Source organism: Agreia pratensis (assembly GCF_900177685.1).
GTDB lineage: Bacteria > Actinomycetota > Actinomycetes > Actinomycetales > Microbacteriaceae > Agreia > Agreia pratensis.
The window spans coordinates 16,058-31,901 of record NZ_FXAY01000002.1; the positions used below are offsets into that span (position 1 = coordinate 16,058).

Below are 15,844 nucleotides of genomic sequence, written 5' to 3' on the forward strand. Positions count from 1 at the left end.
GACCTCCCGATGAAATCGAAGATTGCCCTCACCCTTGCGGCAGCCACATTCGCCACGCTTGCACTGGCAGGTTGCTCGGCCAGCAATACCTCCGCGGCCTCAGGCTCGGCACCATCGAGCATCCCCACTTCATCTGTGCCGACAGTGGCGGAGTCGGACGCTGCAACCGCGACAAGCAGCCTCGGCACGATCATCGTCAACGGCGAAGGACTCACCGCCTACGCCTTCGACACCGATGTACCCAATTCCGGAACCAGCAGCTGCACCGACGTGTGCGCAACTACCTGGCCCGCCATCACCACCACCTCAGCTACCCCGACCGTCACCGGCATCACCGGCACCATAAGCACGATCACCGGCGTGAACGGTGCCAAACAGATCACCGTCAATGGCATGCCGATCTACACCTTCTCTAAAGACGCCGCCCCCGGCGACGTCGAAGGACAAGGTGTCAAAGGCACCTGGCACGCGCTCACACCCGCGGGCGAAAAGGTAATCACACCCGCTGCAGGCTGATATTCAGGCTTTGGCTTTGTGCCTCATCTAACTAAAGCTTTCCGAGGCACGCGAAACCTCTCCCGAGCCGCGGGAAGAAGTGGCGGAGTTCCGGGGCACCATCTGTCCCGGAAACATGTCTTACCGCAAAGTGTCTTTCTTCCACCGCTTCTAGCAGTTTCTGAGGCACAATGGCCTAGTGAGACATCTCGGATACACACGGGTTAGCACCAAGAGCCAAGACGCGAAGCTGCAGGTCGACGCCCTCGTCAAATCCGGCGTGCAGGAGCGGGACATTTTCGCCGACGTCACCTCGGGCAGTCGGACCGCGATCTCGCGCCCCGGGATGAAGAAGCTCCTGGAGTACGCCAAGCCAGGTGACACGGTCGTGGTGTGGCGGGTCGATCGTCTTGGACGATCCCTCATCGATGTTCTCAACACGGTGAAGTTGCTTCGAGAGCGGGACGTGCAGGTGAAGAGCATCTCGGATGGCATCGACCCGTCGACGACCTCGGGCCGGCTGATGTTGAACATGCTCGCCACATTGGCCGAGTACGAACGTGAGCTGATCACGGAACGCGTGAACGCCGGGATCACGGCTGCCCGGAAAGGCGGAACCAGGTTCGGGAGGCCGCTGTCGGACCCCGTCGTAGTTGCCGACAAGCTCAAGCTTGTTTCCGAAGCTCGAGCGAAGGGACGGACCGCTGAGGACGCGGCGAAACTCGTCGGGTGGAGCCGGGCCACTTTGTACCGCCACCAGCAGGCCTTCGCGGCTCGCGAGAGCGCGACCGTGTAGGTGACTCGTGGACGCAGCCGAGCGTTGGCGTGTTCTTCGGCTGCATGTCGAAGACCAGATCTCGCTAGTTGACCTCGCCCGAGAGACCGGGATTTCCGCACGGACACTGCAACGCTGGCACCAGCTCTACCGAGTAGGCGGCGTCGCAGCCCTCGATCCTCATCCACGCACAGACAAGGGTGTCCGCCGAACCTCGGCCGAGACAGTCCAGCTTGTCGAACGGTTGGCGCTCACCCGACCTCGCCCGAGTATCGCCACGCTGCATCGCCTTGCCGTCATCGATGCGCGGGCACGAGAGCTGCCGGCGCCGAGCTATGCGACCGTCAGGCAGATCGTCCAAGCCCTCGATCCGGCGCTGGTCGCACTCGCTCTCGAGGGACCGGTCTCGTACCGGGACAAGCACGAGCTCGTGTTCCGCCGCCGTGCGGAACACCCCAACCAGACCTGGCAGTCCGACCACACCGAACTCGACATCCTCATCGCCGGCGCCGATGGGAAACCCGACCGGCCCTGGCTGACCACAGTGATGGACGACTACTCCCGCGCGATCTGCGGGTACATGGTCTTCACCGGCGCCCCCTCAGCAATCAACACTGCCCTGGCCCTTCGGCAGGCGATCTGGCGAAAAACAGACCCGGCGTGGGCGATGTGCGGCATCCCGGACATCCTGCACGTCGACCACGGCTCCGACTTCATCAGCCACCACCTCGAGCGGACCGCCATTGCCCTGCACGTCAGGATCATCCACTCGACCGTCGGACGACCCCAGGGGCGGGGCAAGATCGAACGGTTTTTCGGCACTATCAACACCGAACTCCTCAGCACCCTCCCCGGACATCTCGGACCCGGCAGCCGGACACCACAACCAGTTCTCGACCTGGCAGGGCTCGATCGCGCGATCGGTGAATTCATCGGCACCTATAACGACAGAATCCATAGCGAGTTGGGGATCTCACCGAGGGACGCCTGGGTTGGCGACGGCTGGTTACCCCGAATGCCAGAGAGTCTCGAAGAACTCGACGGGCTGCTCCTTACTGTTCCGAAGAGCCGGGTGGTGCAACGTGATGGCATCCACTTCCAAGGCCAGCGTTACCTCGCCCCGACTCTTGCGCCTTTTGTTGGGCACACCATCACGATCCGGTACGATCCACGCGACATCTCCGAGATCCGCGTTTACGACCGTGACACGTTCATCTGCACCGCCATCGACGAAGCCCACCCCAACCTCCGACTCAGCCTCCGCGACATTGAAACGGCCCGCCGCGCCCGCCGCAAGCAGCTGCGTCGCGTCATCAACGATCGCATCCCAACAGTTGCTACCCGCGAGGAACCGCGCACCCCCGAACCCACGAAGCAGCGGCCGCGGCTTCGCACCTACGAAGAGGACGAGTGATGAATCAAGCATTCATCGTCACCAAGGAACACCGGCGCTTCACCGAATTCGCCAACGCTGTCCGGAAGGAGAAGACCATCGGGATCTGCCACGGGGCCGCCGGCGTCGGCAAAACCAACTCCGCCCGCCGCTACGCGAACTGGGACGCCCTCGAGGCCTACATCAATGATTGGGGACCCCGCGGCGACCAAGACGCTCCGCACTACGCTCTGGCGAACCGATCCCGAACCGTCTTCTACACACCCGAAGTGCTCTGCAGTCCCAAATCGCTGATGAACGAGATCATGCACTGGCAGATCAAAGTCGGGATCTGCGCCGACGAGCACCTCCGATCCCTGACCCCAGGGGCCGCGGCCGCAAAGCAGAAAGACGTCACTCGTTTTGTGGAGCTGCTGATCATCGACGAAGCCGAACGGCTCACTCCCACCGCCCTGGAACTGCTCCGCGACAAACACGACCGCACCCACCTTGCGATGATCCTGATCGGCATGCCCGGCATCGACGAACGATTTCGCCACTACCCCCAGCTCTACAGCCGGCTCGGGTTCTCACACCATTACCGCACCCTCGGACGCGACGAGCTCCTCTTCGTTCTCGACCGCCATTGGAAGCGACTGGGCAGGACTCTCGACCCTGACGACTTCACCGACTCGCAAGCAATCGCCGCCATCGAACGCATCACCCGCGGCAACTTCCGCCTCCTCGAAAGACTCTTCCCCCAAATCAACCGGGTACTCAAGATCAACCAGCTCGACACCATCACCGACGACGTCGTCGAAGCCGCAGCCAGCATCCTCGTCATCGGCAACTAGCGACACGAAGCGATCACAGAACACCGCCATGAAGCGCTAACAGTCACAGCCGAAGGGAATCAGCGGGTAGATCGGCACGGTGACCGTGGTGTTGGCTTCTGCGGCGATCTGGGCTGCGAGGTGCCAGTGCTGGCTCACGATCTGGTTCACCCAGCCGCCACCGTGAACGTAGACGAGGCTGCCGACCGGCGTTCCGATGCGAGGCGCGACCGTATACACGGGCCAGCCGCCATGCTCGGCGACGTCGACCCGAACATCCGGATGCAGCCGGCCGGGCGGTGCGTACGACGTCGGCCTGAGCGAGCGGGCCCGCACATGGCGTCGGGCCTCGTCTGCAGAGACGAAGGTGCGGTTGGCGCGCGCGAGTCGCAGCGCGGGAGCGACGATGCCGCTTGGAACGGTGACCATGAGCACTATTGTTGTGCGCGTTCCTGTGCTGCGGCGTCGAGGGTGCGCAGATAGTCGGCGTTGCCGCGAAGGGCCGGCTCGTAGCGATCGATATCGGGCGAGTGGATGCGGTCGGCCGCCAGGGTGAGCAGCTCGGCGACCGCGGCATCGCTTCTCGACGCCGCATGCAGCGACAGTGCAAGGAACACCCGCAGCGAGTCGGAGTCGGGGTAGTCGGAGCACGCCTCGCGCAGAACCGCTATCGACTGATCGAAGAGGCCCAGGTTGCGCAGGGTGCTGCCGTATTGCAGCAGACACCGGCGCCGCGTGTCGCCCTGCAGACCCGCAGCGAGGGCACGTTCGTAGAAACCACGAGCGCGATCCTCTTCGCCAGCGGTGTCGTATGCGCCGCCGACCTCGTAGATGGCCTCGGGGTTGTCGGGAAATCGAGCGAGCAGCGCCGTGAAGTACTCGATCGTCGGGGCCATGTTGCTGCGGTCTCGGCGCGCGTACCCCTCGGCGATCGCCCCGTGAAGCTCTTCGTCAGTGGAAGGCAAGGGCCTGGCCCGTCTCGAGTAGTGATTTGAGACTCGAGAGCACCATCGGCCAGCCGTCGGTCACGCCGGCCAGAACCGCGCTGCCTGTCTCGAAGCCGGTGTGGGTGATCGTGAGCTTCGTCTGGGCTCCCGCGGGCTCGATGTCGAACGTCGCAGTCGAACGCTCTTCCGAGGCCAGCCTCGCGAGCAACTCGGGATCGTCTCCGACTGCCTCTCCGAACTCGGGGGTGAAGGTCTGCCAGGTGAACGAGAGCCGGCGGGGCTCGTCGAACACGAGAACCACCTGCTCCGCATCCACGATGTCGACGCCCGCGACGTGCCAGGTCATCGTCGACCCGACCGCCCAATCGGTGCTGTGGGTGAGGAACCAGAACTGGCTGGTCAGCGACGGATCGGTGAGCGCCTGCCAGATGCGCTCCGGCGTCGCGCGAATGTAGATCGTGTAGATGAAGGACGCATCGGGCATGCTCTCGACGGTAGCGGATGCCCCCGGTTCCGACATCAAGGGATATCGCCGGCTGACGCCCGGCGATAAGCTGCCGCTCATGACTGAAGACGCCTCGCCTGAGCAGATTCCCACTCGACGGTTGAATCTCATCACGAGGAAGCAACCGACCATCGCGACGAGCTGGGTTGCCCCCGTGGTGCTTCTCGACGGGCACCGGTTTTCTCTGGTGTGGGGACCGAATGAGCTCACGATTCCGGCCGACCGCCCTGTGCACGTGCAGTGCGAGATGCCATTCGTGCGCAGCTACGGCAGCGCGAGCACCGTGCTTCAGCCGAATCAGTTGCCCGAGCTGGAGTACAGCCCTCCCTCGTCGCAGTGGTTCGCGGGCGAGATCGGCGCGCCGGGAACCACAAAGACGAACGGCACGTGGTTCATCTGGGCGATTGTCGGAGTTCTGGTGATCGTCATCGGAACGGTGATTCTGCGGGTGTTCGCCGGGTAGTGCGGTCGGCGCGAGCGACGTAGTCTTCCGCCATGAGAATCACGAGTCTGCAGCCGGGCGAGATCTTCGTCTTCGGGTCCAACTCGAGCGGGCATCACGGCGCCGGCGCGGCGGCCCAGGCGCAGCGTGACTTCGGTGCGGTCTGGGGCGAGGGCCACGGGTTGCACGGGGAGTCGTACGCGATCGACACCATGAGCGGGCTCGAGGCGATGGGCGACGAGATCGCCATCTTCGTCGAGTTCGCCGAGATGCGCCCAGACCTCACCTTCTTGGTCACCGAGATCGGCTGCGGCATCGCCGGCTATGCGCCGACCGACGTCGCGCCCCTCTTCGCCCGTGTGCCGCTGAACGTTCGACTGCCCGAGTCGTTCATTCGTGAGCTGAACCCGGGTCGTTAGACCCGTGCGTCAGACCTCGATTGTCGACACTGGATAGCCGAGAATCCTGGTGTCGGCGGTAACCAGCGTGAGTCCCTCGGAAAGCGCTTGAGCGACGAGCATTCGGTCGAATGGATCGCGGTGCAGATCGGGCAGGCCCGCCAGCACGGCAGCGTGTTCGGCGGTGACGGGCAGGTCGACATATCCGTTTGCTCGCAGGCCTGCACGCAGTGCGACCAAGTCGACGTCGAAATCGGGTCGCCCGAGCGAATTCTTGATCGAGATCTCCCAGTGCGTGGCGGCGCTGACGACGAGGGTGTTCTCGGCGGACTGAAGCAGCGTGCGTAGTGGTGATGTCAGCCGAGGGCTGCCGGTCGCGGCCCAGAGCACCACATGCGTATCGAGGAGAAGTCTCATTCGTCGGCTGAGAACATCGCTGCGATCTCGTCCGCGCGGAGAGTGTCGGTGTCGTCGGGGAATACGGCTGTTGAGGAAAGAAAACCGATGCGCTGCTTAATGACGTGCTCGGCGGGAGTCAATGCCACAAGCTTCGCGACAGGACGACCAGCCTTGGCGATGATGATCGACTCGCCTGCTTCGGCCGCCGACACTAGGCGCGAGAAATGCGTTTTGGCATCGTGCATGTTCACGGTTCGCATCTCACTCCTCTATTCAGGACTTAGTCCGATTAGCTTAGTCCGTTCTGAGGACGGTTGGAGTACGAGTGAGACCGCCGCCGAGACCCACTGGGATGACATGCTCGATCGAGCCGGGCTCTGGCCCCCCTGGGCGAGCCCCCAGCCGGCGGCTACAGTGGATCTCGTGAGTCTCTCCTGTTCATCGGCGTCGCCCTTCGGGCGTGAGGGGGTTGTCGGCAGTTCTCTCGCCGGCATCAGATAACCCCGCTCTCCAGCCGCACGCGACCATCGCGCGCGGCCCAGCGGTGTGCGAGCCGGCCGACGCCGGGCACGTTCTGTGCGCGCACAACGTCCGAACCGACATCCGCCCGACGGCACCGAGCCGCGGGCCGACCCTGATTGGCGACTCACCATGTTTTCTCTGAACGACAAGACCATCCGCGAATCCTTCGTGAACGCGTCCCGCAAAGAACTCTCCGACCTCACCCTGCCCGCCGGGTTCGCTGAGATCGACTGGCAGAAACTCGACTACGTCGGCTGGAACGACCCGAAGCGCCCCCGACGCGCGTACGTCGTCGTTCCGGTCGGCGACGTCGCGGTCGGCGTGCTGCTGCGGAGGGCCGACACGAAGCCCGCATCCCGAGCCCAATGCTCGTGGTGCCAGGATGTGCAGCTGCCCAACGACGTGGTCTTCTTCAGTGCGCGTCGCGCGGGTGCGGCCGGGCGCAACGGCGACACCGTCGGCACGCTCGTGTGTTCTGAGTTCGAGTGCTCGCGCAATGTGCGCAAGCTGCCCGCGATGGCGTATATCGGCTTCGATGTGGAGGCCGCGCGGCTCGAGCGCATCGCGTCGCTGCAGAAGCGCGCGGCCGCCTTCGCCGACGACATTCGCGCCGACGACTGACGCGGCCCGGCGCATCCATGTGGCGGTAATCGACCCATATTCGGCGAGGAGGGTCGATTACCGCCAAGTCGTGCGCGCTGGGTGCCAAGTTGCTGCGGAGATCAGGCGCGGGTTTCACGCTCCTCGAGCATCTCGGCGATCATGCGGTCGTGCAGCTCGGATTCCGACGAGTCGTTCGGGTCCATGCCGAAGATCCAGGTGAGCCCGCGAAGCCCGCGGTTGTCGATGCCGATGAGGGCGATCGAGATGGTCTCGTTCTGCTTTGCCTTGCCGCGCGCCCAGGCGAGCGTCTCGGTGAACGTCGCATCCGACACATCGACCGTGCGCACCGCACGATCAGGAACGGTCGCGAAGTAGACGCGGAAGTGCGAGGAATGCTGCTCCCAGGTGCTGTCGCGCTCGTCGGAATCCACGATATTCATGCCCACGAGCCTAGAGCTTTGGCTGCCGCCAGACGTACCCTTGCTGCACGAGACAAGGAGGTCGCCGTGACGGTATCGCGCCTGCTCGCCCAGATGACGGTGAGCGATTCCGCGCAGTCCATTCCCTGGTATTCGCTGCTGTTCGGGCGCGGCCCCGACGCGCGTCCGATGGACGGCCTCGTGGAGTGGCATCTCGCCGACACGTTCGGCGTGCAGGTGTGGGTGGAGCCCGAGAGGGCCGGCACCTCGTGCATGGTGCTCGACGACGACGATCTGGATGCCCGGCTTCAGCTGCTCGACGGCGCCGGTATCGAGAACGGCGGCATCAGGGCGGCAACATCGTCTCGGATACTGCCGGTCGTCGACCCCGACGGCAACCGGATCGTGTTCACCGGCGCCTGAGTCGGGAGTTGCCGGGCGTCGCGTCGCTGATCACTTCAGGCCACAGCGTGCGTCACTGCAGTTCAGCACGGTGCCGGCCCACCTCTGATCGTTCCTGGGTGGCCTGGCCTCGCCGGGTTCGTAGTCGAAGGTGTCGACGTCTGTTCTGACATCGCCCGCGAGTCTGTCGCCCACGGCGATGATCGGATTACCCCGCGAATCGAGGCTCAGGGCGAGTGCCTCGGTCGACGAGAGATCGTCATCCAGCGCCAGCTTCGCGATCGAACGCGACTCGAGATCGGAGCAGGCCGCGTCGAGGCAGTCGATCAGATCGAGGGATGCGCGCCGCTTGTCGGCGACGGCGATGAGCGGGCGACCGCTCTCGTCGATGGCGAAGGCGGGAGTCCGCGACCACGAGTCGAAGCCCGTCAGATCACGTGTGCCCGCAGATGCGCATGATGCGTCTGCGCAGCTGATCAGTCGCAACTCGGAGCTTCCCTCGGGGCGGGACAGAAGGACGGGCAGCCCATCGGCGCCGAGCTCGATCCGCGCGCCGAACGTCTCGTCGTAGCCGCTGTAGCGGGCTTCGTCGGTCTCGGTGATGTCGGCCAGCAAGGGCGCCTCGACGCGGAACTCCGCACTATCGGCTTTCGTCGAGAACACTCGCAGGGCGGGAATCGGTTCCGGGCTTCGAGAGTCCTCACGGTCGGCCAGGGTCACGACCGCTGTGCCATCCTCGGTGACGACGAGGTCGATCGATGCGCTGCTCGGGCTTCCCCCGATCCACTCGAGCTGCGTCGTCTTCGTGGTCGCCGACGAGCAGGCGTCGTCGTCGCAGAAGACGATCCACATCGTCGCCTCGGGCGGGCCACCGGTTCGCCGTGCCACTGCGGCGATCACCGGATACTCGCCGTCGTTCGACACGGCCACGGCGCTGCGGTCGGTCACGGTTCGGGCGTCGACCTCGTCGTCTTCACTGAACGTCGAATCGAGCGTGGCGACCGTCGTGCGGTCTCCGGGGGGAATCGACGAGGACGGCCCACCGCTGCGGTTCGTGTCGTCCCATCGACGCAGTTCGTCGGCGCTCGTCGACACCGCGTCGAGCTCGAACCGATTGTCGGCGGTGTCCTCCTCGTCTCCGACGAACATCCACTGCGCGGTGAAGAGGCCGCCGTCGTCGGTCTCGACGGTGTCCGTCGACAGATACGACGACAGGGTGGAGATCGGCGAACAGCTCGCGCCCTTGCAGAGTCGCATTGAGAACCGGTCGTAGCCGACGTTCGCGCTCAGCACCGCTGTGCCGTCATCGCCCACAGGCACGATGCTTGCCGAATCCTCGATCGTGGGCATGGTGACGGCCGAGTACGACGCGAATCCCCACGGGTTCACCAGCGCGAGCGGCGCCGCGAGCAGCGCGGGAACCAGCAACACGGCAAGCCCGACGAGCGCGCCCCCGCGGGTTCCGGCATCCGATTCTTTCTCTGCCCACGAGGGCGCAGACATCGGAACGATGGGTTGGGTGGCGATGCGGGCGCGGGATTCCTCACGAACGACCACGGCGCGAACCGCAACGGCAGAGAGCACGAGAACGAACACGGCGGGAACGACGATGCCGAGCGCGACGGCGACCATGGCGGAGAGCAGCGACTGGGGCATGAGCCCGGCGAGCAGCCTGAGACCCACGCCGAGACCGCCGACGACCACGGTCGCGATGATGAGGTTGACCCTGGGCGTGCGGTCTTCGGCCCGCCCAGAGACGACGACCTTGCCGGAGCGCCATGCGCGCGCCAGAGCCTGACCCCACGACGCGCTGCGCAGAAAGAGCTGCGGCCACGCCAGCAAGAGCGGCGCGACCACGATCAGAACGATGAGGGCTAGAACGAGGCCGCCGATCGCCCATAGCGGTGCGATGGCCAGCGCGACGGATGCGGCCACGGCCGCGACGAAGAGAGCGAGCGCGCCGACAAACGCCAGCACAACCAGGCCGGGGCGACGGGCGGCACGGCCCCACGCTGCGCGCGCCGGAAGGCTGGAGTCGGTGGTGTTCGCGATGAGGGAGTGTGTGGCCGCGGTGATACCGAACGCGTGGCCCGCGCACAGGAGGACAGCGGCGACCACTGCGGCCACGAGGCCTGCAGTCGACGAGGTCAGCTGGGTGAGGTTGCCATTCACGATCACCACCGCCTCGTTCGGCACGATCGTCAAGCCCACGACCGTGGCCACGACGGCGGCGAAGATCACGGGAACGCCGTAAGTCAGCAGTGGTGACGGTGACAGGAAGACCAGGGCCCATGCGCGGGGCGGACCGTACATGCGGCGAGCCGCGTCGCGAGCCGCCTCAGGGGAGCGTTCGGGCTGTGAAGTCTCGGCGGCGGGTGAGGTCTGCGAGGCTGAATCGGGCACCTAAAGGACACTAACAGCGGTCGAAAAAGCTTCACAGGGGGAGAACTCCCCATACCCCGCATACGATTGAAATGGTGCAGACAGAACCGAACCAGCCCATCGCATCCGCCGAACCCGGGTTCGTTCGCGTACGCGGCGCCCGCGAGAACAACCTGCGCGACGTCGACGTCGATGTGCCGCGCGACCGCATCGTCGCCTTCACCGGGGTCTCGGGATCGGGCAAGTCGTCGCTGGCGTTCGGCACCATCTTCGGTGAGGCGCAGCGCCGCTTTCTCGAATCGGTCGCTCCATACGCGCGACGTCTGATCGCGCAGGGCAGCACTCCTCACGTCGATGAGATCACGGGTCTGCCTCCCGCCGTGGCTCTGCAGCAGCGGCGTGGCGCCCCCAGCTCGCGTTCGACCGTCGGCACTCTCACGACGCTGTCGAATCTGCTGCGCATGCTCTACTCCCGGGCTGGCAGCTACCCCTCGGATGCGACGGGCCGGCTCGATTCGGACTCGTTCTCTCCCAACACGGCGGCCGGCGCATGCCCGCGCTGCCACGGACTCGGCATCGCGCACGACGTGACCGAGGCGACGGCCGTGCACGACCCGGGCCTGAGCATCCGAGACGGAGCCATCACAGCCTGGCCCGGGGCCTGGCAGGGCAAGAACCTGCGCGACGTGACAGCGGGGCTCGGCTACGACATCGATCGGCCGTGGCGAGAACTGCCGCAGAAAGACAGAGACTGGCTGCTCTTCACCGACGAGCAGCCCGTGGTCGAGGTCACTCCGCAGCGCGATCGAGTGGCGAAGCCCTATAAGGGGCGCTTCTGGAGTGCCAAGAGCTTCATCATGCACACCCTCGCCGACTCGAAGAGCGAGGCCCAGCGCAACCGGGCACAGCGCTTCGTAGAGACGGCGCCCTGCTCGCTCTGCGGGGGCAGCGGCCTCACACGGGCGGCACTCGCGGTCACCTTCGCCGGGCACAGCATCGCAGAGCTGAACGACATGCCTTTCGCGGGTCTGGCCGACGTGCTGCGCCCCACCGCTGAACTGAAGACGGCGGGTGCCGCACGGTCCGACCGCTCGTCGGGCGAACTCACCGAGGTCGCGGTAACGATCGCCTCAGACCTACTCGCTCGCATCGAGGTGCTTGTGGGCCTCGGCCTCGACTACCTCGGCCTGAGCCGCGCTACTCCGACCCTGTCGCCCGGCGAGATGCAGCGTCTGCGCATCGCCACCCAGCTGCGGTCGGGGCTCTTCGGCGTGATCTATGTGCTCGACGAGCCGTCGGCCGGGCTGCACCCCGCCGACGCCGAACCTCTCATCACGGTGCTCGAACAGCTTCAGGCGTCGGGCAACTCGGTCTTCGTCGTCGAGCACAATATGGATGTCGTGCGCCGGGCCGACTGGGTCGTCGACGTCGGCCCCGGGGCCGGGTCGAACGGCGGATGCGTTCTCTACAGCGGGCCCGTCGGCGGGCTTTCCGGCATCGAGGAATCGGTTACGCGACCGTTCCTCTTCGCCTCGTCGGCTGATGCGCCGCCGCGGCGGGTGGCACGCGACCCCCAGCGCTGGCTGGGCCTGCGCGCGGTCTCGCGGCACAACATCCAGAATCTGGATGTCGATGTGCCGCTGGGCGTGCTCACGGCGGTCACCGGGGTGTCGGGCTCGGGCAAGTCGAGTCTCGTGGGCGGCGTGCTTGCCGAAAAAGCGCTGCACGACGACGCCGTCGATCGCGTCGTGCAGGTCGATCAGAAGCCGATCGGGCGCACGCCGAGGTCGAACCTGGCCACTTACACGGGGTTGTTCGACGCCGTGCGCACGACCTTCGCCGCGACCGACGAAGCGCGCGAACGCGGCTACGACGCCGGTCGCTTCTCGTTCAACGTCGACGGCGGGCGCTGCCCGACCTGCCTCGGAGAGGGCTTCGTCTCGGTCGAGCTGCTCTTTCTGCCGGGAAGCTACGCGCCCTGCCCAGACTGCGGCGGCACCCGGTACAACGCGGAGACCCTCGAGGTGCGGTACCGCGACGCGTCGATCGCCGATGTGCTGGCGATGACCGTCGACGAGGCGGCAGAGTTCCTCGGCGATGTCGCCGTCGCGGCGCGCAGTCTCGACACCCTGCGCAAGGTGGGGCTCGGGTATCTTCGCCTCGGCCAGCCGGCCACCGAGCTGTCGGGAGGCGAAGCTCAGCGCATCAAACTCGCGACCGAGTTGCAGCGTGCCCGGCGCGGCCACACGCTCTACGTTCTCGACGAGCCGACGACCGGGTTGCACCCGGCCGACGTGCGCTTGCTCGTGGCACAGCTCAACTCGCTCGTGGATGCCGGCAACACGGTCGTGCTCGTCGAGCACGAGATGAGCGTGGTCGCCGACGCAGACTGGGTGATCGACATGGGCCCGGCCGGAGGTGACAAGGGCGGGAGGGTCGTGGTGGCGGGAACTCCGGAGGTGGTCGCCGCAAACGGCGACAGCCGCACCGCGCCCTACTTGGCCGCGGCGCTCGGCTCGGTGCTGGCTTCGGCGATCTCCTCGGTCTGAGGCTCGTCGAGCTCGTTGGTGTCGTCGGGGGCACGCAGTCGGGCGAGGAGATGTTCGATGGCGAAGCCGGCGGGAGAGTCCGGCTCGCACACGATCACGTTCATAAAGAGGCCACCGGGCACATCGAGTACCTGGAACGGAAGCTCGACCCAGCCGTAGCCCTCAACGAAATTGGGAGCGAGTCCCGAGGAGAAGGGTCGCGCCTCGTGGGCCAGCCAGAGCTCGCGGAAGTCGGCGTCGGGCATGAGCTGGTCGACGATCTGCTGCAGACGAGGGTCATCGCAGTCGGCGTGGAAGCGGAGCGCCGCCACGGTGTCGCGAGCTGTGTCGCGCCAGCGTTCGTTCGTTCGATTCTCGACAGGAGTCGAGAACATGATCACGACGTAGTTGTTGCCGGGCACGGCGTAGCCGGGCGACAGGGCGGCTGCGAGAGTGTTCACGAAGATGATGTCTTGATTGCGGTCGAAGATGACCGCTGCCGTTCCTGCCCACTGGTCGAGCAGTGTACGCAGGAGCTCGCCGACCTCGTGATGCGGTGTCTGTGGACGTGCATCGGAGGGTGACGGAAGAGCGAGTCTGTAGAGGTAGCTTCGACCGCTGTCGTCGAGGTCGAGCGCGCGGGCCAATGCCTCGAGCACTTGCTCGGACACGCGGTGGTTCTGCCCTTGCTCGAGCCGCACGTAGTACTCGAGACTGATTCCCGCTCGTTCGGCGACCTCTTCGCGCCGAAGACCTCGCACGCGGCGCTGAGGATCCGGCGGATATCCGACGTCTTCGGGCTTCAAGGCGGCGCGTCTCGCGCGGAGGTATTCCGCGAGAACCACCTGCTTTGCCGTCATGACTCCAGCATAGAAGAATTCTGGAGTCGTCATGCAAGAAATGTCGTTGTGCTCGTGCTGGTGATGAATGCAGGGTGGCATTCTCAGGGCCACCCGCGATCCACTTCGCCGGGCCTAGCCTGACCTGTGGACCCGGCCGTGGGCATCCCGCCGTGCTGATTCAGGAAGCGAAACCATGTCACAGATCGACGAACGACTCACCGCCTTGGGTATTGAGATCCCCCAGCAAGCCGCGGCTCCCGCGGGTGCCTATGTTCCCGCCACCATCAGCGGAAACCTCGTGTACACGGCCGGCCAGCTGCCTTTCATCGACGGGAAGCTCCCGCTCACGGGCAAGGTCGGCGGGGCCGTGAGCGCTGAGGATGCGCAGGGCTTGGCCCGCACCAGCGCGATCAACGCGCTCGCGGCGATCGCCGCCGTGCTCGGTTCGCTCGACCGCATCACGCGGGTCGTGAAGGTGACGGGATTCGTTGCATCCGACCCGTCGTTCACGGGGCAGGCAGGCGTGCTGAACGGCGCCTCGCACCTTCTCGGAGACATCTTCGGCGACGCCGGCGTGCACTCGCGCAGTGCCGTGGGGGTAGCCGTGCTGCCGCTCGACTCGCCCATCGAGGTCGAGCTCATTGTCGAATTCCACTGACCACAACCCATCCACACAAAGGAGAAATCATGACTGACAACCTGACTGTCGTACTCGTTCACGGAGCCTTCGCGGAATCCGCCAGTTGGAGCGGTGTCATCGCCGCCCTGCAGGCGAAGGGCGTCGACGCGTTCGCTACGCCCAACCCGCTGCGCAGCGTCACGACGGATGCCGACAACGTGCGCCGGGCCGTCGAATCCGTCGGGGGCCCGGTCGTTCTCGTGGGCCACTCGTACGGCGGAGCCGTGATCACCGAGGCGGCCGTCGGCACCGACGTGGTCAAGGGTCTCGTCTACGTCTCGGCGTTCGCTCCCGATCATGGCGAGAACTCGCTGCAACTCACCGGCCAGTTCCCCGGCTCGACCCTCGGTGAGACGGTTCGACCGTATCCTCTCGGCGACGGAACGAACGACCTCATCGTCGACCGAGAGCTGTTCCCGCAGCAGTTCGCCGGAGACGTGCCCCTCGACGTGGCGAAGATCTCTGCGGCGACGCAGCGCGCCATCCGTGACTTCGCACTGGGAGAGCCCCAGCCGGCCGAGACGCCCGCGTGGAAGACGCTGCCGTCGTGGTTCATCTTCGGTTCGGGTGACAAGAACATCCCCGTCGAGGGAATGCGCTTCATGGCCGAGCGTGCCGGTTCGCTGAAGACGGTCGAGCTCGACGGCGCATCGCACTCCAGCATGGTCTCGCACCCTGATGCCGTGGCCGAGCTGATCCTGGAAGCGGTCGCTCACCTCTCGTAGGCCGATGCCGAGAAATTTCCCGGCGAACTGGTTGGCACTCTCGGTGGTCGAGTGCTAATTTAACTTTCACAAGTTGAGTCAAGTCGACTCAGGTTCACAGAAAGGGGAATCCTCATGGCAATGTCTTTCGATCCTTTCAGCGAGCTCGACCGCATCGCCGGCGACCTGCTCACGTTCCGTCCGGGGCCGAAGTTCATGCCCGTCGACCTGTATCGCGATGGTGATCAGTACGTACTCAGCGCTGACTTGCCAGGCATCGATCCGGGTTCTGTCGATGTCGACGTCGACGGCCAGCTGCTCACCATCAGGGCCAAGCGAACCGGCGCGGCCCACGAGGGCGTCAAGTGGCTCGCCCAGGAGCGATCGAACGGTGACTACCTGCGCCAGTTCAGCCTGGGCGACGGCGTCGACTCCGAGAAGATCTCGGCGAGCTACGACAACGGCGTGCTCTCCGTCATCATCCCGGTCAGCGAGAGGGCCAAGCCGCGCAAGATCGAGGTCAAGGCGGCACAGACTGCCGACGAGCAGAAGACTCTCACCGTCTGACAAGAACCGACGAGAAAAAGGGGCGGGCCT

At 65.5% G+C, this 15,844-nt stretch carries 20 protein-coding genes and 1 pseudogene; 13 read left to right on the forward strand and 8 right to left on the reverse strand.

What is annotated here, in order from left to right; translation table 11 throughout:
• Positions 1-9 precede the first annotated feature (9 nt).
• From B9Y86_RS05475 to B9Y86_RS05490, 5 genes and pseudogenes are all read left to right on the forward strand, one after another.
• Positions 10-516, forward strand: coding sequence for a COG4315 family predicted lipoprotein (locus tag B9Y86_RS05475; RefSeq protein WP_055944843.1), 507 nt, complete (start codon positions 10-12; stop codon positions 514-516).
• A gap of 178 nt (positions 517-694) precedes the next feature.
• Complete coding sequence (locus B9Y86_RS05480) at positions 695-1,291, forward strand: recombinase family protein (RefSeq protein ID WP_085483873.1); 597 nt, start codon at positions 695-697, stop codon at positions 1,289-1,291.
• A gap of 7 nt (positions 1,292-1,298) precedes the next feature.
• Positions 1,299-1,484: pseudogene (locus B9Y86_RS17855) on the forward strand (helix-turn-helix domain-containing protein); the annotation flags it as partial.
• Positions 1,485-1,700: 216 nt separating this feature from the next.
• Complete coding sequence (locus tag B9Y86_RS05485; RefSeq protein WP_342351718.1) at positions 1,701-2,684, forward strand: Mu transposase C-terminal domain-containing protein; 984 nt, start codon at positions 1,701-1,703, stop codon at positions 2,682-2,684.
• On the forward strand, positions 2,684-3,496 hold the full coding sequence (locus B9Y86_RS05490; protein WP_085483877.1) for an AAA family ATPase: 813 nt from the start codon (positions 2,684-2,686) through the stop codon (positions 3,494-3,496). Before B9Y86_RS05485 ends, B9Y86_RS05490 begins: the two co-directional genes overlap by 1 nt.
• Positions 3,497-3,532: 36 nt before the next feature.
• Here the strand turns inward: B9Y86_RS05490 and B9Y86_RS05495 are convergent, their stop codons facing one another.
• The 3 genes from B9Y86_RS05495 to B9Y86_RS05505 are packed head-to-tail and all read right to left on the reverse strand — an operon-like array spanning position 3,533 to position 4,906.
• Positions 3,533-3,904, reverse strand: coding sequence for an alpha/beta hydrolase fold domain-containing protein (locus B9Y86_RS05495; protein ID WP_139824758.1), 372 nt, complete (start codon positions 3,902-3,904; stop codon positions 3,533-3,535).
• A 5-nt stretch (positions 3,905-3,909) separates the two neighbouring features.
• The gene (locus B9Y86_RS05500; protein WP_085483881.1) at positions 3,910-4,440 is read right to left on the reverse strand and encodes a tetratricopeptide repeat protein; all 531 of its coding nucleotides are present in this window, start codon (positions 4,438-4,440) and stop codon (positions 3,910-3,912) included.
• Positions 4,427-4,906: an SRPBCC family protein gene (locus tag B9Y86_RS05505; protein WP_085483883.1), complete on the reverse strand. Its 480-nt coding sequence runs from the start codon at positions 4,904-4,906 to the stop codon at positions 4,427-4,429. Before B9Y86_RS05505 ends, B9Y86_RS05500 begins: the two co-directional genes overlap by 14 nt.
• Between B9Y86_RS05505 and B9Y86_RS05510 the strand changes: the two genes are divergently transcribed.
• Positions 4,887-5,390 carry a hypothetical protein gene (locus tag B9Y86_RS05510; protein ID WP_139824759.1) on the forward strand — a complete coding sequence of 168 codons (504 nt, stop codon included), beginning with the start codon at positions 4,887-4,889 and terminating at the stop codon, positions 5,388-5,390. The genes B9Y86_RS05505 and B9Y86_RS05510 overlap by 20 nt on opposite strands.
• Positions 5,391-5,422: 32 nt before the next feature.
• Positions 5,423-5,788 (forward strand): A1S_2505 family phage non-structural protein, encoded by a 366-nt coding sequence (locus B9Y86_RS05515; protein WP_085483887.1) that lies wholly within the window; start codon positions 5,423-5,425, stop codon positions 5,786-5,788.
• 9 nt (positions 5,789-5,797) lie between these two features.
• Here B9Y86_RS05515 and B9Y86_RS05520 read toward each other — a convergent pair whose 3' ends face one another.
• Both B9Y86_RS05520 and B9Y86_RS05525 read right to left on the reverse strand, forming a co-directional pair.
• Positions 5,798-6,184 (reverse strand): type II toxin-antitoxin system VapC family toxin, encoded by a 387-nt coding sequence (locus tag B9Y86_RS05520; RefSeq protein WP_085483888.1) that lies wholly within the window; start codon positions 6,182-6,184, stop codon positions 5,798-5,800.
• On the reverse strand, positions 6,181-6,426 hold the full coding sequence (locus B9Y86_RS05525; protein WP_085483890.1) for a type II toxin-antitoxin system Phd/YefM family antitoxin: 246 nt from the start codon (positions 6,424-6,426) through the stop codon (positions 6,181-6,183). The genes B9Y86_RS05520 and B9Y86_RS05525 overlap by 4 nt, the downstream gene beginning before the upstream one ends.
• 391 nt (positions 6,427-6,817) lie before the next feature.
• Here B9Y86_RS05525 and B9Y86_RS05530 point away from each other — a divergent pair, with 391 nt between their 5' ends.
• A complete protein-coding gene (locus B9Y86_RS05530; RefSeq protein WP_085483892.1) occupies positions 6,818-7,309 on the forward strand; it encodes an FBP domain-containing protein in 492 nt (163 codons plus the stop codon).
• A gap of 101 nt (positions 7,310-7,410) precedes the next feature.
• Here the strand turns inward: B9Y86_RS05530 and B9Y86_RS05535 are convergent, their stop codons facing one another.
• Positions 7,411-7,731, reverse strand: coding sequence for a hypothetical protein (locus tag B9Y86_RS05535; RefSeq protein ID WP_085483894.1), 321 nt, complete (start codon positions 7,729-7,731; stop codon positions 7,411-7,413).
• A gap of 66 nt (positions 7,732-7,797) precedes the next feature.
• Between B9Y86_RS05535 and B9Y86_RS05540 the strand changes: the two genes are divergently transcribed.
• The gene (locus B9Y86_RS05540; protein ID WP_139824760.1) at positions 7,798-8,133 is read left to right on the forward strand and encodes a VOC family protein; all 336 of its coding nucleotides are present in this window, start codon (positions 7,798-7,800) and stop codon (positions 8,131-8,133) included.
• Between the two features lie 30 nt (positions 8,134-8,163).
• Here B9Y86_RS05540 and B9Y86_RS05545 read toward each other — a convergent pair whose 3' ends face one another.
• Positions 8,164-10,515 carry a hypothetical protein gene (locus B9Y86_RS05545; RefSeq protein ID WP_085483896.1) on the reverse strand — a complete coding sequence of 784 codons (2,352 nt, stop codon included), beginning with the start codon at positions 10,513-10,515 and terminating at the stop codon, positions 8,164-8,166.
• Between the two features lie 71 nt (positions 10,516-10,586).
• Between B9Y86_RS05545 and B9Y86_RS05550 the strand changes: the two genes are divergently transcribed.
• A complete protein-coding gene (locus B9Y86_RS05550) occupies positions 10,587-13,043 on the forward strand; it encodes an ATP-binding cassette domain-containing protein (RefSeq protein ID WP_085483898.1) in 2,457 nt (818 codons plus the stop codon).
• Here B9Y86_RS05550 and B9Y86_RS05555 read toward each other — a convergent pair.
• Positions 12,989-13,915, reverse strand: a complete 927-nt coding sequence (locus B9Y86_RS05555) for a helix-turn-helix transcriptional regulator (protein WP_176223271.1) — start codon at positions 13,913-13,915, stop codon at positions 12,989-12,991. The genes B9Y86_RS05550 and B9Y86_RS05555 overlap by 55 nt on opposite strands.
• 142 nt (positions 13,916-14,057) lie before the next feature.
• Between B9Y86_RS05555 and B9Y86_RS05560 the strand changes: the two genes are divergently transcribed.
• The 3 genes from B9Y86_RS05560 to B9Y86_RS05570 all read left to right on the forward strand — a co-directional run bounded on the left by B9Y86_RS05560 (position 14,058) and on the right by B9Y86_RS05570 (position 15,814).
• Positions 14,058-14,522, forward strand: coding sequence for a RidA family protein (locus B9Y86_RS05560; protein ID WP_085483902.1), 465 nt, complete (start codon positions 14,058-14,060; stop codon positions 14,520-14,522).
• A 29-nt stretch (positions 14,523-14,551) separates the two neighbouring features.
• Positions 14,552-15,268 (forward strand): alpha/beta fold hydrolase, encoded by a 717-nt coding sequence (locus B9Y86_RS05565; RefSeq protein ID WP_085483904.1) that lies wholly within the window; start codon positions 14,552-14,554, stop codon positions 15,266-15,268.
• 114 nt (positions 15,269-15,382) lie between these two features.
• Positions 15,383-15,814: an Hsp20/alpha crystallin family protein gene (locus B9Y86_RS05570; RefSeq protein ID WP_085483906.1), complete on the forward strand. Its 432-nt coding sequence runs from the start codon at positions 15,383-15,385 to the stop codon at positions 15,812-15,814.
• Positions 15,815-15,844 lie beyond the last annotated feature (30 nt).

Bases quoted from the DNA above. Each gene is read 5' to 3' on its own strand.
- B9Y86_RS05490 (WP_085483877.1), top strand. From the start codon at position 2,684: ATGAATCAAGCATTCATCGTCACCAAGGAACACCGGCGCTTCACCGAA.
- B9Y86_RS05535 (WP_085483894.1), bottom strand. From the start codon at position 7,731: ATGAATATCGTGGATTCCGACGAGCGCGACAGCACCTGGGAGCAGCAT.
- B9Y86_RS05525 (WP_085483890.1), bottom strand. From the start codon at position 6,426: ATGCGAACCGTGAACATGCACGATGCCAAAACGCATTTCTCGCGCCTA.
- B9Y86_RS05520 (WP_085483888.1), bottom strand. From the start codon at position 6,184: ATGAGACTTCTCCTCGATACGCATGTGGTGCTCTGGGCCGCGACCGGC.
- B9Y86_RS05510 (WP_139824759.1), top strand. From the start codon at position 4,887: ATGAAGGACGCATCGGGCATGCTCTCGACGGTAGCGGATGCCCCCGGT.
- B9Y86_RS05565 (WP_085483904.1), top strand. From the start codon at position 14,552: ATGACTGACAACCTGACTGTCGTACTCGTTCACGGAGCCTTCGCGGAA.
- B9Y86_RS05515 (WP_085483887.1), top strand. From the start codon at position 5,423: ATGAGAATCACGAGTCTGCAGCCGGGCGAGATCTTCGTCTTCGGGTCC.
- B9Y86_RS05495 (WP_139824758.1), bottom strand. From the start codon at position 3,904: ATGGTCACCGTTCCAAGCGGCATCGTCGCTCCCGCGCTGCGACTCGCG.
- B9Y86_RS05475 (WP_055944843.1), top strand. From the start codon at position 10: ATGAAATCGAAGATTGCCCTCACCCTTGCGGCAGCCACATTCGCCACG.
- B9Y86_RS05555 (WP_176223271.1), bottom strand. From the start codon at position 13,915: ATGACGACTCCAGAATTCTTCTATGCTGGAGTCATGACGGCAAAGCAG.
- B9Y86_RS05505 (WP_085483883.1), bottom strand. From the start codon at position 4,906: ATGCCCGATGCGTCCTTCATCTACACGATCTACATTCGCGCGACGCCG.
- B9Y86_RS05570 (WP_085483906.1), top strand. From the start codon at position 15,383: ATGGCAATGTCTTTCGATCCTTTCAGCGAGCTCGACCGCATCGCCGGC.
- B9Y86_RS05530 (WP_085483892.1), top strand. From the start codon at position 6,818: ATGTTTTCTCTGAACGACAAGACCATCCGCGAATCCTTCGTGAACGCG.
- B9Y86_RS05560 (WP_085483902.1), top strand. From the start codon at position 14,058: ATGTCACAGATCGACGAACGACTCACCGCCTTGGGTATTGAGATCCCC.
- B9Y86_RS05550 (WP_085483898.1), top strand. From the start codon at position 10,587: ATGGTGCAGACAGAACCGAACCAGCCCATCGCATCCGCCGAACCCGGG.